Below are 14,244 nucleotides of genomic sequence, written 5' to 3' on the forward strand. Positions count from 1 at the left end.
ATATGTTTTACTTTATACCTTATTCGTATCCAAAATCCAAATCGGTAAAAGAGATCCTGGTTTCTTCGCTGGCAGCAGGAATCCTGGTTTATCTTTTCCTGATTATTTTTCAGCCTTTTGGTACAGAAAACTATCATCATCCTTACAAATACCTTATTCTTTTTCCGTACACTCTTATTTTTGGAACAGCCTTTTTTATTTCAAGCCTCTTTGTTTTCCGATTCAAAGATTGGAATGTCGGATCTGAACTCTTGAAAATATTTGTCATCTTATTGCTTGGGTCCATCTTTTCCTACCTTTACAATACATTATGTATAAGTCATGTAAAACTTAGTTTTGAAAATTATGGCTATATGCTTCTCTACTCCCTCGCAATAGGCGTTCCCATTTCCACCATCTATATTCTGTCAAGATATATTTATTTAAAATGCATTCATGAAAATATTGCACGGGATATTACTCCTCAGCTCATCGGTAACCATGAAAACACCAAAGAAAAAAATCTGAAAATTACCGGTAATAATATTGAGCTGGCAATTGCCCAAGAAGATTTCCTGTGTGCTCAATCCATGGAGAACTATTGTACGTTATACTTTTTAGAAAATAATACAATAAAAAAGCTTTTGCTCAGAATAAGCTTATCCAATGTTTTATCACAAGTGGAAACAGATTCCATTAAAAAATGCCATCGCTCTTACATTGTTAATCTGGAAAAAGTAAAAAACCTTAAAGGAAATGCTCAGGGGTATAAATTAATTCTTCAGGAAATCGACTTTGAAATTCCTGTTTCAAGGAGCTTTATCTCAAATATTATTCCCCAATTACAACAATCTAAAAGGTAAATACTTGTCGTTGGTCACTATTCCTTGACACTCATCACATTCATTTGATTCTCTTTAGGGAAAGTTACATTTTTGCTTAAAAATAACTGACATGAGTAAAAATATTCGTTTTTTTTCCATCTTTATTCTGGGGTTTACCATCTATTATTTCTTTGATTTATTCTGTTTTAAAAGCATACAGCAATTCTCAAAAGAACTTTTTCACAGCAAGGCTATTGCCCATATCATTGCTTATCTAGTGTCCTTAGTTCCATTGGTGATAACATTAAAGATTCTATTTCCTAAAAAGGATATTCTTAACCTATTTTCTTTGGACAGACCCATTATTAAAGGTTTTGTATTAGCTTTTCTAGGCACGTTGCCCATGTTGATTGGGTATTTTATACATTTTAAAATAAACATTACAATAAACACTGAATCTTTATTCATCAATACTATTTCCTCAGCATTTTTTGAAGAAATAATCTTCAGAGCATTTCTCATTGGAACATTATTCAGATTCACAAAACTCGGATTTTTATCATCTGTAGTACTGGGATCATTGTTATTTGCACAGGTTCATTTATATCAAAGTCAGAAAACTAAGGAACTTATTGAAATATTTGCCATTACATTTCTGGGATCTGTGTTTTTTGCCTGGGTATATTTTGAACAGAATTTTAATCTCTGGGGCGCCATATTCCTTCATGCTCTCATGAATCTCTATTGGGAAATCTTTAATGTCTCGGAAAATGTTTCTGGAAACCTTCACGGAAATCTCTTTAAATTTCTATCCCTCTTTCTCATCATAGGTATTATTATATATCATAGAAGGAAAAATAAAATTCATTTTCAAATCACCTGGAAAAGCCTTTTTATAAAAAGCACAGAAGCTCAATCATAAATTTTGCATAATTTTGCGAAATGTTGATAGAAAGTTTTCAAAACGAAAAAATAAAAAATGTCACTAAGCTACTTACTGACAACAGGTTCCGTAAAAAATCAAAGGTTTTTGTTGTAGAAGGACAACAAGAGAATGAAAGAGCTGTACAATACAACTTTGAGCCATTGGAATTTTTTATCTGTGAAAATATCTTCAAGGGAACCATTCCTGAGAGCAAAATTCATTATGTAAGTGACAAAGTTTATGAAAAAATAGCCTACAGAGGAAGTTCTGAGGGAATCATTGGCATATATAAAGCCAAAGAAACACCTCTTTCATCATACGATCCCAAGGATAATTCAACGGTTATTATTGTTGAAGGTGTAGAAAAACCAGGTAATCTTGGTGCTATTTTAAGAAGCTGTGAAGCTTTTGGTATTGATGCACTGATTGTTGCAGACGGTAAAACCGATTTCTATAACCCAAATGTAATCAGATCCAGCGTGGGCTGTCTTTTTGGAATGGAGGTTTATCAGGCAGAAAATAATGAAACATTAGAATTTCTGAAGAAAAACAGCTTCAACATTTATACAACATTGATGGACGAAAGTGCTGAAGATCTTTATAAAAGAGATTTCACGCAGCGTTCTGCGGTGTTATTTGGTACAGAACATTCCGGGTTAAGTAACTTCTGGATTGGGAAAGGAAAAAATACACTGATTCCTATGGCAGGAAGTATTGACTCTCTAAATCTGAGTAATGCAGTGGCTATTACTTGTTATGAATCCTTAAGACAGAAGAAAGGATAGAAAATCCAGAGCCATTAAGATGATATCATCCTTTAAGAGTATTTAGGGGCCATCTTTTTGTTCGTGATATTAAAGCATAAAAAAACCGTCTCACTGAGTGAAACGGTTCTTTTATTTTTAAGCTAGGCTAAAATTATTTCTTAGCAGCGTCTTTTGCAGCATCTTTAGCAGCGTCAGCAGCTCCTTTAGCAGCATCAGCAGCTCCTTTAGCAGCGTCAGCAGCTCCTTTAGCAGCATCTTTAGCAACTTCAGTTCCAGCAGCAGTAGTAGCAGCAGCAGCATCTTTAGTAGCTTCTACAGCAGTAGTTGCAGCAGAATCAACAACTTTAGCAGCAGAATCAGAAACTACAGCAGCAGAATCAGCTACGTTAGCAGCAGCAGAATCAGTTGTACCTTCAGTAGCAGTAGCGTCAGTTTTTTTACAAGCAACTAGAGAGATTGCAGCGATAGCAGCTACGAATAATGACTTTTTCATAATAAATTAAATTTAATTTTGTTAATATTGTTTTATAAAATTTTCTTCTGTTCTGTTATTTGAACAAGACAAAGGTAGAGCAGTTAGGAAATTTGTTTATGAAAAATAATTGTAATACATTTGTAAAATAGTTTTACAAAAAAACATAGCTGATAATCAACAATTTAATTATTTTTAAAAAAATTGACAGATTTAGATTTATTACACTTTGAACAACTAAAAAAGGACGTTCAGGGTCAATATTTAAAAGAATATACCCCTTCACAGGATGACATATCCAAGTGGAAGGGTATAGATATCATATATTTTCAGGAAGACCTACGCAAAAAAGCAAAAGGTAACATCAGTGAAAAGTCATTTTACACCTATTTCAAAAATTCACCAGTCACAAAATTGCCAAGAATAGACATGCTTAATTTATTGAGTATTTATGCGGGTTATGACTCATGGTATGAATTCAAGAAGCAGCATCTTTTTGCTGGGGAATTATTACTGGAAAATGAAAATCTGGATGAAGAAGAAATTGATGAATTAGAAAAAACAGTAACTTCAGCTCCTGAGCTTCCAAAAAATGAGTTTCAACCTAAAAAAACTGAACTTAAGACCCCTGAAAACACTGATTTACAAAAATCAATTACTGAAAACCAACAAGTTAACACAATCGTTACAAAAAATAACGAAGCTGAATTTCCACCTGTTATTCCAAAGAAAAATTTCTTCAAAAAGAATGCTTGGGCACTTATTACTTCCGTTTTAATTACCATAACCGGTTTATTAGGATTTAAAGATGTAATTTTTTCAAAAAGTTATAAGTATTGCTTTATTGACAAGGACAGAGGAGTTTCCGTAATCAATACATTAGAAATAATGGTTGTTAAGGAAAATGAATCTCCTTTGATGTATAAAATAAAGCCAGGCGATTGTTTTTCTTATTCAACTAAGGATAAGATTCTAAAAATGCGCATCAGTGCTCCTTTTTATGAACCTTTGGAAGTTAACAGAAATTTGGAAAATGCTCCTGAAGAGGAAAAAATAGAACTGAAACCGGATGATTACAAGATGGCGGTTTATTATTTCTCCATAAAGGACATTAAGGGAGGAAATCCAGAAGAACAGGTAGCCCTTATCAAGCAGAAAAGAAATCAGCTGGAAAACCTGATTAGCAATAATGCCATTATATATCAGGTATATGACAATAACACGTATGGAATTGAAAGACTTGACAAACAAAAGTACATCACCCTTGTAACCACCCCTACTACTTCACTGAAAAACCTGAATGTAATAGAAATGAAAAAGGATAACAACGGTAAGATTGTATCCATTAAATTTAAAATTACCACCACAGATGAAAAGAATAAATAACTTTTTAATTTTCTCGGTACTTCTGACTTTATTTGTTGCCTGTAATAATAAAAAAACAGAGGTAAGCGATCTGGACAAACTAAGAAACAGCAATAATGCAAAAAGCTATCCTGCGGTACAAATGGATAGCATGCAGGCTATAAACTCTATTACCAAACAAAAAGTTCAGGAACTTCTTGACCTTTCTACCTTATATTTATCCGGAAACAGAAATACTGAAATAGATACTGTTATTTACTCACAGATGGAAAGCTACTTCCATAAACCTGACTCTTTAACTTTTAAAAGGTTATTTTCAGAATTAGACAGTATGAAAGTAAAATCTGTGAAAGTCAACAATTTGAATGTCTACAAGGAATTCTATAAGAAAGATACTCTTGATTATGCAAGATTCAATGTAGAATATTTTGACGGCAAAAATAAGTCATTGGGAAATTTTGAGAAAAATGCACAGTACATATTACTATCCACATCCAAGCTTAAAAAGGAGTTTAAGTTCTATTTTTTAGATTTTTATTCCAAACCGATTAAGAAAGACAGTACTTCTTTGGGAGTAACCAAATAGTCCAGCGGAATATCATTTTCCCAGACATCATCAATACATTCATCGGGGTCAAAGTAATTGACTCCGATTTTTTTTGTCCCAGATGACATTCCTTGAAAAAGACCATCATAAAATCCTTTTCCATATCCTACTCTATTTCCTTTTTTATCACAATACAAAAGAGGGGTAACCACATAATGGTAATCATTTCCCTTAGAATCATCATTAGAAACAGGTTCCAAAATCCCCCAACTGTTGGTTTCAAATAAGGTATCTTCAAAAATCTCTATATTGATAAGCTTATCTCCAACTATTTTAGGCACAAATACACGGATATTATGGGATAAAAAATACTTGATGAAGATTTGGGTATCAATTTCTTTTCTGGCCACAATCGGGATAAAAACATGTACTTTCTCCGACTCTTTTGGATTGAAATAATGAATGAAATTTTCAAAAATATTTTCAGATAACAAGAAAGCCTCATCAAGAGACAAGGCTTTTCTTTTTTGTATATATTTTTTTCTAAGCTCTGCTTTTAGCATAATCTTATGCATTTTCAGCTTGCGCAATTTTATATAATTTGTCAGACAAACGAACTCTAAACGGTAGTTCAAAAGTAATCTGATCTCCTACATTTGCTATTTCACAAGGACCTCCGTTGGCATAAATCTGAGTAATGGTAACCTCCTGCTCTCCTGTAGTTGGTCCTGAAATCAAGACTTTATCACCTATAGAAAGTTCTTTATTTTCAATTAAGAACTGTGCAATCTTTGATTTTGAATAATAATGTTCAGCCTTTCCAATTAATGTCTTTTTAACTTTTATTTTCTGGCGAATATCCTTTGTTTCAGCTTTTGTAGCTTTTCCTAAAGGTTGCGTTGATAAATCTCCTGAATTTTTAAATTTCAGAGCGTCAGATTTTCCTTTTCTGAACACTTTATTTCCAACCTGCAATCCTTTTCTTAATTGAACCTGCTCTTCTAATGGTAAGTGTATTGTTTCCAAACATTCGGTAGAACAAGTATTTTCCATTGCGGCTTTACATTCATCACATTGAATAAACAATAAATGACAAGCATCATTAGCACAATTGGTGTGGTTGTCACAAGGCTTTCCACATTGATGGCATTGGGAAATAATATCGTCAGTGATTCTTTCACCTAAACGGTGGTCAAATACGAAGTTTTTACCAATAAATTTACTTTCTATTCCTTCTTCCTTAATCTGGCGGGTATATTCAATAATTCCACCTTCTAATTGAAAAACATTTTTAAAACCCTGGTGTTTAAAGTAAGCACTCGCTTTTTCACAACGAATTCCACCGGTACAATACATTAACAGGTTTTTATCTTCTTTAAAATCCTGCAGTTGATCATTAATGATTGGTAGACTTTCTCTAAAATTTTCAACATCAGGAGTAATTGCTCCCTCAAAGTGTCCCACCTCACTTTCGTAGTGATTTCTAAAATCAACAACAATCGTGTTAGGATCCTCCAGCATATTATTAAATTCCTGAGCTTTTAAGTGAATTCCTTTATTGGTAACATCAAAAGTTTCATCATTCAAACCATCAGCAACGATTTTATTTCTAACTTTTATAGTTAACTTTAAAAAAGAATGGTTGTCCTGATCTACTGCTACATTTAAGCGAATCCCTTTCATGAAGTCATAAACTTCCAGCGTATTACGAAAAGCCTCAAATTGATCTGCAGGAACACTCATCTGAGCATTTATTCCCTCATGTGCAACATAAATACGGCCTAGGGCATCAAGGGCGTTCCAGGCTATAAATAATTCGTCGCGAAATTTTTTGGGATCTTCAATTTTGGCATACGCATAGAAAGACAAAGTAAGACGGTCCTTACCAGCTTCATCAATAAGTTGAGCTCTTTCTTCTGCGCTTAAGGTGTTATACAGTTGCATGCTATAAACGTTTTAAGTGAGAAAAATATTTTTGCAAAGATAGTAATTTTTCAATTAAATGCATTTCACAGGTAGAATCACAACCCAGAGAGTATGGGTAATGGTGCATTCCACAATGAGTAATAATTGATTACATAAATATAACAATGGCATTAATTTTTCTATATTATATTCTTTTACGTTGCGCCATTATGTCATATGTTGGCGTACTATTTTCTTTAATATTTTTTTAATTTTTGTTAACTATCGCGTTAACAATTATGACATAATGCATAAAATGATACAATAGCCGTTAAATTTTAGTTAAAATTGAAACATAGCATGCTAATTGCTTACTTATTTAACATTAAATTTGTTTACTCAAAAACATAATCGGAAATTAATTAATAAACAAGAAAGATATACAATGAAGAGTACTTTAAAAAAACTATTACCATTTGCAGTAGTCGGAGTAATTTCAGGAGCTACTACCGTTGGAGCTATACAATATTTAGGACATACCTCCAACAACGGAGATCAATCTTTTTTCACAACATCTGCTCCTACGGCAACATTCGCAGGAATGAACACCGGAGCGGTAGGTGATGACTTTGTAAAGGCAGCAAAGACAACCGTTCCTGCTGTAGTTACTATTAAAAATTATCAAAGCAGAACATCCAGCAGAGCTTCTGAGCAGGATCTGTTTGACTTCTTCTTCGGAGATCCATTTGGAGGAAGAGGACAGGGCCAGCAAAGGCAAAAGCAACAGGCTCCGGATAACATGCCATCAGGAATGGGTTCCGGTGTCATTATCTCTCCTGATGGTTATATCATCTCGAACAACCACGTTGTAGCAGGTGCCAATAAACTGGAAGTTGTCCTAAGCAACAAAAAATCATATATAGCAACCTTGGTTGGAACTGACCCTAATACCGATATTTCTTTATTAAAGATTGAGGAAAAGGGACTTCCTTACCTAAACTTTGCTAATTCAGACAATATTGATGTCGGACAATGGGTGCTTGCAGTAGGAAACCCACTGGGGTTAAACTCTACCGTAACAGCAGGAATTGTTTCTGCTAAGGGAAGAGGTATCGGAATCTTAGGAAGCCAGGGAAAAGCGGCTAACCCTATTGAAAGCTTTATCCAAACAGATGCTGCAATTAATCCGGGTAACTCTGGAGGAGCATTGGTAAATACTAATGGTGAACTGATCGGAATCAACTCTGCAATTCAATCTACCACAGGATATTACCAGGGATATGGATTTGCTGTTCCTGCTAACTTAGCAAGAAAAATCGTTGAGGATATCAAGAAGTTTGGTATTGTACAAAGAGGATTCCTTGGAGTTCAGTCTTTAGATCTTTCCAATGATCAGCTAGTAGCAGCATACAATAAACAGTACAAGACCAATCTTAAATCTGGATCTGGAGTATATGTTACAGGATTTGGAGACAATAGCGGCGCAGAAGATGCAGGTCTTAAAAAAGGTGATATCATTACTAAAATAGACAGCTATGACATTACAGATTTTGCTGACTTATCAATGTCTATCGGAAGCAAACGTCCTGGTGATAAGGTACAGGTAACTTACTCAAGAAATGGTAAAGAATCTACTACAAGTGTAACTCTTAGAGATCAGAAAGGAGGTACTTCTACCAGAACAAAGGCAGACCTTAGCATTACAGAAAAGATTGGAGCTGAGTTTGATCCTCTTAATGAAAGATTCAAGACAGAATACGGACTGAACAGCGGTGTAGTTGCCAAGAATGTATCTGAGGGTAGTGAAATGGCAAAAATAGGAATTGTAGACAACTATATCATCATTGAGGTGAATGGTAAGCCGGTTAATTCACAGAAAGATGTGGAAAAGATCCTGGATAAATACCAAGGAAATGTACAGGTTAAATTTGTAGATGACTACGGAAGAATTTATACCAAAGGATTTAAAATGCCTTAATCAAAACTAAACAATAGTTATTTTCATATCAACAAAAAACGCTGCAAAATTTGCAGCGTTTTTTATTATTTTTATTTAGGTTTATTCATTTTTTCAGCGATTCTTTTCTTATTATTCCGCTCATAGATGACTTCTACAATCTTACCGCCAATCCAGGAAAACGGGAAAAAGGTAAGGAAGATAGAAATCTTATAGAATGTAGGATGATAAGGAAATATAATCACATCCAACATCGCAATGAAAAGCATAATAAAACCGATCAGAATAGCATAGGCTACCTTGGCATATTTAACGATAATTGCCGTTGCTACACCTCCAATTGTAGTTCCCAATCCGGAAATAAACAACAGGAAGCCAAAAAAGGCCTTGTCATCTTTCATGCTGAAAAGAAACCTTTGCCAGTGCTCAAATGGAGCAAAGGCCTCAAAAGTTACCCATTGCGGAAAAACTCTTATACCAAGAGTAATAATAAGCCCTGCAATACCAAGGCCTACCAACACCGCAATTGTATTTCTTATAAAATTCATTAATCTTGATGTGCGATCATAGAAATTTCGATATCCACATTTTTAGGCAGACAAGAAACCTGTACTGTTTCACGAGCAGGATAGCTCTCTGCATCTAAATAAGAAGCATAAATATCATTCATTACAGCAAAATCATCCATACTTTTAAGGAAGATTGTTGCCTTTACAACATTTTTGAAAGTCATTCCAGCCTCAGTAAGAATTGCCTCAAGGTTCTTCATTACCTGATGTGTTTCCTTTTCAATTCCCTCTACCAATTTACCAGTTGCAGGATCTACAGGAATCTGTCCGGAGATATATAACACTCCGTTTGCCATATTAGCTTGTGAATAAGGCCCGATTGCTGCAGGTGCATTAACTGTGTTGATTATTTGTTTCATATGTGGATATTTATTTTTTTAATGGTCATATGGAATCGTCCTCTTCATTTATATTTCCTTTCTAACCGATTTCATTAGATTTTATTTTGGTTGCAAATATAAAATTTATATTCACAAATGCCAATCTGATATTAGAAAGGTGCGTTTGGCTGCGTAAAGCTTCGGTCTTTATACTTTAATGCATCACTTAAGATATTGGCTTTGATCCCAATAAAGAAGTCATACACTTTATATTGTCCGAATGGCACCCAGTTAAAATTAATGGTAAAACTTCGCTGATCTCTTGAAAAACCAATTCTTGTATAAGCTAATTCTTTGGTCACCAAGTCATAGTGGGTACTTCCATTGATGTTCCAAAATGGGGTAAGCTTAAGACTTCCGTCAAGACCAATGGATGCAATTTTGCTACCAAATCGACTAAGACCTTTTGAATAAGCATAATTTGCATTAACATTCAAAGTCCATGCCTGATCAAAATGAGCATAGTGATCGTCATCAAAATAATAATTTTCGTTTCGAATCTCTCCTTTCATGGAGTATTTTTTAGCATAATCTTTCTTTTCTCCAAAAAGTTCGCTGCTTAAAGGGTAAGATAGCTGAACATTAAATCCTTGTACTCCGAAATGTCCGAACTGCTCAGTTCTGATTCCTGTATCCTGTCCTGGTAAAAACTCAATTTTATAAGGTTCAAGTGAAAGGCTGGTATTTACTGTAAGCTTACTATTAAAGAAAGAGGACTGTCCATTGATCGTAAAAATAGACCATGGGTGAGTTTTTGCAGCAAAGTTATAGCTTCCTGTAAGGTTTAGGGATTCAAAGATTTTAATCTTCTTTACTCCGGTTGAGTCACTCTTAGACTTTACTTTCATTTCGATATTGTTCCCGATACTAAAGCCTAGTGCTCCTACCATACCGCTTGAAGGGCTTCCTACGATTCCTTTTTCAAAAATAGAATAAGGAGTAATAGCCCCTGTTGCATTATAATAATTTCTATAATATCCGAAGTTAGGACTTGAAAAATCCGGAGCATAAGTAAATCCTATACTTGGGATCATCATATGTCTTATGGCCTCTACAGCAGAACCTTTCTTGAACTTCATCATCCCGTAAAGCGTTGTCTGAAGACTGGCTGTGGTAGTGAAAGTAGAATATCCTGTGAAATTTTTATTGATCTCATCTACTGTAACATTCTTGATAGGATCATAATATCTGTTCAGTGTTTTTGTCGTTAAAGCATTGTCAATATTGGCACTTAAACTGAAAGTAAAATACTTTGCCAATGTAGTATTGGTAGCCAATGCAATATTATTCTTAAGACCCGTCTGCATTTTATCCCACATTTCTTTTTTAAACAGTTCATTTTCCTGAGTGCTTACAAAGTTAGTAAGATTGAAACCTGTATTTACTGTAATATTTTCAAGAAGTCCCTGTCTCACTCCTGTTTTTGATTTAAACAGATAAAACTGATTAACGGCTACGTTCATTTGTGGTAAACGAAGATCGGAAGAACCTGTTGCAAAATTCTGAGAATAAGATGCCGTCCCCGTTATCGTTACCGGAAGCTTCAAAAACCTCTTGGTAAGAGTTACTGTAGAGTTTTGCTGAGTATTCAGTACATTCTGGTTGAAAATATTGTTGTTATTAAGGGTGTTGTTATAAAACTTCGTACTTACAATATCCACCTGCGCACTAAACGTAAGGAAAGGGTTAGCCTTAACATCCTGTGAATGGCTCCAATTGATTCTATATGTGCTATTTTTATTATAATCATCCAGTCCCTTGATTCCTCTTACCATTGTTCCAACATCCGCATTAAAGGTTCCCGAATAGCGGTATTTCTTCTGGTAGTTCATCTGAGGACGAAGGTTCCAGCTTCCTTTGGTATAAATATCCGCAAGAACCTTAAGATCAAAATGTTCTCCAATTGGTTGGTAATATCCTATTCCATTCAGGAAAAACCCTACATCTTCTCTTTCCCCGAAACTTGGGATCAGAATACCCGCCGCTCTTTTATCAGAAAACGGCAAGATGGCAAACGGCAAGTATAGAGGGGTAGGAACCTGCTCTATAAACATTTGAATAGGTCCGGTAACAATCTGAGATTTATTTTTGGTTTTGATAAGCTTGATATTGTAAGCCCTCATAAAATAATCTGCAGCCGTGTCTTTTTTCTTAAGAAAATATTCATCTGTGGTATAATCTGCTTTTCGCATTGCAAACACAGAGTCATTATATTTTTTTGTTTTTTGGGCTATAATTACCCCTTCGCTTTCCTCCGTTCTGGCATTGAAAGCGATAGCCTGTTTCGTTTTCGTATTATAACTAAACTCGTTAGTTTCATATTTTTTCCCTGCCTGGGTGGTAATTACAGGTTCTATTATTTTTCCTAAAGAGTCTTGTTTCCCCCTGGCATAGATCAGATTTTTATTATCATCAATAGAAATATAATCTGCATCAATCTGCATATCCTGGTATTTTACCTGGGCATTCTTGTTAAGGAATGTCATTTTCTTGGGGATATCTCTTCGTTGATCATCTGCTTTTGTATGAAGTACATCATCTAAAGCTTCTTTTTTTACAACTATGGTATCCTTTTTGGAAATAGTATCATTAACCGCATTTTTAGGCAATTTCTCAGACGTTTTTTGTGCTAAAAAATTGTTAAAAATTAGGATAATTAAAATTTGTAATATATTTTTGAGGACGGTTTTGGCCAATTTTATTATATATAATTAAGGCCCAAAATTAATATAATTTTTATAACTGTAAGATGCACAAACAAAATTTTAAAATAATTTTATCATTTCTCCTTATTCTAATGAGTAACTTTTTTTTCTCTCAAAAGAAGTTGACAATAGTTTTAGATGCCGGACACGGAGGAAGTGATCATGGGGCTAACAGGTCCTATTCGGACATTGGAAGAGTAGCAGAAAAAGACATTACACTTGCCATTACCCTAAAGGTGGGAGCAATGCTTGAAAAAAACAGAGATTTTAAGGTTATCTATACCCGTAAGATAGATGAATACCCATCTCTTTCTGACAGAACCAACCTTGCCAACAGAAGTAAGGCTGATTTATTTGTATCCATTCACTGTAACTCTTCAGCGAGACCTACCGCTTATGGAACAGAAACTTATGTACAGGGACCTAACCAAAATAATGAAAACCTTGAGGTTGCAAAAAGAGAAAATGACGTGATTTTTCTGGATGAAAAGGATAAACAGATCTTCGGATCCTACAATCCGGAGTCTCCTGAGTCTCTTATTGCGTTAAAACTTCAGCAAAGTAAGTATCTTGAGTCCAGTCTTCTTTTGGGAGGGTTGGTAGAAGACAATTTTGTGAATAAAGATAAGAGATCTTCAAGAGGTGTATTTCAGAAAAACCTTCACGTTCTACGTATGAATGCCATGCCCTCTGTACTGATAGAAACAGGTTTTATCAATCATCCGGAGGAAAGTCACTACATTGCTTCTGAGAAAGGACAGAATGAAATAGCAGAAAGTATCTATAATGCCATTATTGATTATAAAAAAGCGGTTGACAGAAAATCCGGAGGATCATATACCTCCAAGAAGCAGGAACCTGAGAAACCTGCTGAAACTCCGCTGAAAAATGATTTCAGAATATTATTGATGAGTTCTCCTACGAAGTATAATGAGAACGATCCAGCGCTGAAAGGATTAAGCTATATTCTGACCCTCAAGGAAAACGGACAGTACAAGTATTACTACGCAGTAACCAATATGGCTTCTGTAAAAGACATTAATCTGAAAAGTGCCAAAGACGCCGGATTTAGAAATGCCTTTGCAGTAGGGTTTATGCCAAACCAAAAAATAAACATGGGATATTATACTCTGGAAGTGTATACCGGTGAAAAATTAAACGGGAATTCATACATCCTTCAAAATCTGAAAGATGTGGAAAGAGAAAAAGATAGTGGAGTTTTCTATTACACCTATGGAAAGGTATATACGTTGGAAGATGCTGTAAAGCTTCAAAAAGAAGTTGAAGCTAAGGGCATCAAAAACACAGTGATACAAAAAGTATATAAATAATTTAAAAAAATAATTTTGAGGTTTAAAAGTTAATTATTACTTTTGCAACCTCAAAATTTGGCCTATTCGTCTAGTGGTAAGGACTCAAGATTTTCATTCTTGCAACAGGGGTTCGATTCCCCTATAGGCTACCAAATTTGATATCATGCCGGATTTAAAAATACAAGAAGCAAAATTGCTTTTTAAAAAAGTCCACTCTAACCCAAAAAGTTACGATTTACAAATCAATGAAGAAGGGATTACAGGCAGGGATGATAAAATAAGTTTCAGACTTTACAGGACTGGAGAAAGGGTTGCTTTTGAAGTAACAATAGACGAACTCACTTTCACCAATACTACTGGGGAATGGAACAACGCACTGATCATGCTTGGAAATACGATCAAAAAAATAGATAAAGAACAGGAAAATTTAAAAATAGAACAAGCAATAGATAAGCTTAGAAAGTACCTTTCAGAAGAAAATTAAAAATTTTCAAAATAAATTTGGTAGTTAAAGAAAAAGTTTATAGTTTTGCACT

At 34.6% G+C, this 14,244-nt stretch carries 14 protein-coding genes and 1 tRNA gene; 9 read left to right on the forward strand and 6 right to left on the reverse strand.

From position 1 onward, the window contains the following. Window positions 1–2: 2 nt before the first annotated feature. The 3 genes from SCA31_RS04875 to SCA31_RS04885 all read left to right on the forward strand — a co-directional run bounded on the left by SCA31_RS04875 (window position 3) and on the right by SCA31_RS04885 (window position 2,513). Window positions 3–842: a LytTR family transcriptional regulator DNA-binding domain-containing protein gene (locus SCA31_RS04875; protein ID WP_410695693.1), complete on the forward strand. Its 840-nt coding sequence runs from the start codon at window positions 3–5 to the stop codon at window positions 840–842. Between the two features lie 91 nt (window positions 843–933). Beyond that, window positions 934–1,725 carry a CPBP family intramembrane glutamic endopeptidase gene (locus SCA31_RS04880; protein ID WP_410695694.1) on the forward strand — a complete coding sequence of 264 codons (792 nt, stop codon included), beginning with the start codon at window positions 934–936 and terminating at the stop codon, window positions 1,723–1,725. Window positions 1,726–1,745: 20 nt separating this feature from the next. Further along, the gene (locus SCA31_RS04885; RefSeq protein WP_410695695.1) at window positions 1,746–2,513 is read left to right on the forward strand and encodes a TrmH family RNA methyltransferase; all 768 of its coding nucleotides are present in this window, start codon (window positions 1,746–1,748) and stop codon (window positions 2,511–2,513) included. 133 nt (window positions 2,514–2,646) lie between these two features. Here the strand turns inward: SCA31_RS04885 and SCA31_RS04890 are convergent, their stop codons facing one another. Further along, entirely contained in the window at window positions 2,647–2,988 is a 342-nt protein-coding gene (locus SCA31_RS04890; RefSeq protein ID WP_076353234.1) for a hypothetical protein, read from the reverse strand. A 183-nt stretch (window positions 2,989–3,171) separates the two neighbouring features. Here SCA31_RS04890 and SCA31_RS04895 point away from each other — a divergent pair, with 183 nt between their 5' ends. Beyond that, window positions 3,172–4,353 (forward strand): hypothetical protein, encoded by a 1,182-nt coding sequence (locus tag SCA31_RS04895; RefSeq protein ID WP_410695696.1) that lies wholly within the window; start codon window positions 3,172–3,174, stop codon window positions 4,351–4,353. Then, window positions 4,337–4,918 carry a hypothetical protein gene (locus SCA31_RS04900; RefSeq protein ID WP_410695697.1) on the forward strand — a complete coding sequence of 194 codons (582 nt, stop codon included), beginning with the start codon at window positions 4,337–4,339 and terminating at the stop codon, window positions 4,916–4,918. Before SCA31_RS04895 ends, SCA31_RS04900 begins: the two co-directional genes overlap by 17 nt. Here the strand turns inward: SCA31_RS04900 and SCA31_RS04905 are convergent. Together SCA31_RS04905 and SCA31_RS04910 are read right to left on the reverse strand one after the other, a co-directional pair. Then, the gene (locus tag SCA31_RS04905; protein WP_410695698.1) at window positions 4,867–5,454 is read right to left on the reverse strand and encodes a 5-formyltetrahydrofolate cyclo-ligase; all 588 of its coding nucleotides are present in this window, start codon (window positions 5,452–5,454) and stop codon (window positions 4,867–4,869) included. The two genes, SCA31_RS04900 and SCA31_RS04905, sit on opposite strands and share 52 nt — an antisense overlap. Continuing rightward, a complete protein-coding gene (locus SCA31_RS04910) occupies window positions 5,447–6,823 on the reverse strand; it encodes a rhodanese-related sulfurtransferase (protein ID WP_410695699.1) in 1,377 nt (458 codons plus the stop codon). Before SCA31_RS04910 ends, SCA31_RS04905 begins: the two co-directional genes overlap by 8 nt. A 406-nt stretch (window positions 6,824–7,229) precedes the next feature. Between SCA31_RS04910 and SCA31_RS04915 the strand changes: the two genes are divergently transcribed. After that, window positions 7,230–8,762, forward strand: a complete 1,533-nt coding sequence (locus tag SCA31_RS04915) for a trypsin-like peptidase domain-containing protein (protein ID WP_410695700.1) — start codon at window positions 7,230–7,232, stop codon at window positions 8,760–8,762. Window positions 8,763–8,833: 71 nt separating this feature from the next. Here SCA31_RS04915 and SCA31_RS04920 read toward each other — a convergent pair whose 3' ends face one another. From SCA31_RS04920 to SCA31_RS04930, 3 genes are all read right to left on the reverse strand, one after another. Beyond that, window positions 8,834–9,289, reverse strand: coding sequence for a hypothetical protein (locus tag SCA31_RS04920; protein ID WP_410695701.1), 456 nt, complete (start codon window positions 9,287–9,289; stop codon window positions 8,834–8,836). Further along, on the reverse strand, window positions 9,289–9,669 hold the full coding sequence (locus tag SCA31_RS04925; RefSeq protein ID WP_045491236.1) for a RidA family protein: 381 nt from the start codon (window positions 9,667–9,669) through the stop codon (window positions 9,289–9,291). The genes SCA31_RS04920 and SCA31_RS04925 overlap by 1 nt, the downstream gene beginning before the upstream one ends. Before the next feature lie 131 nt (window positions 9,670–9,800). Beyond that, entirely contained in the window at window positions 9,801–12,386 is a 2,586-nt protein-coding gene (locus SCA31_RS04930; RefSeq protein ID WP_410695702.1) for a putative LPS assembly protein LptD, read from the reverse strand. A gap of 53 nt (window positions 12,387–12,439) precedes the next feature. Between SCA31_RS04930 and SCA31_RS04935 the strand changes: the two genes are divergently transcribed. The 3 genes from SCA31_RS04935 (at window position 12,440) to SCA31_RS04945 (ending at window position 14,192) form a co-directional block, all read left to right on the forward strand. Then, complete coding sequence (locus tag SCA31_RS04935; protein WP_410695703.1) at window positions 12,440–13,726, forward strand: N-acetylmuramoyl-L-alanine amidase family protein; 1,287 nt, start codon at window positions 12,440–12,442, stop codon at window positions 13,724–13,726. A gap of 59 nt (window positions 13,727–13,785) precedes the next feature. Continuing rightward, window positions 13,786–13,860 (forward strand) — tRNA-Glu (locus tag SCA31_RS04940). A gap of 11 nt (window positions 13,861–13,871) precedes the next feature. Continuing rightward, window positions 13,872–14,192: a hypothetical protein gene (locus SCA31_RS04945; RefSeq protein WP_410695704.1), complete on the forward strand. Its 321-nt coding sequence runs from the start codon at window positions 13,872–13,874 to the stop codon at window positions 14,190–14,192. Window positions 14,193–14,244: the final 52 nt, after the last annotated feature.

This window comes from Chryseobacterium sp. SIMBA_028, assembly GCF_046535285.1.
Classification (GTDB): Bacteria; Bacteroidota; Bacteroidia; order Flavobacteriales; family Weeksellaceae; genus Chryseobacterium.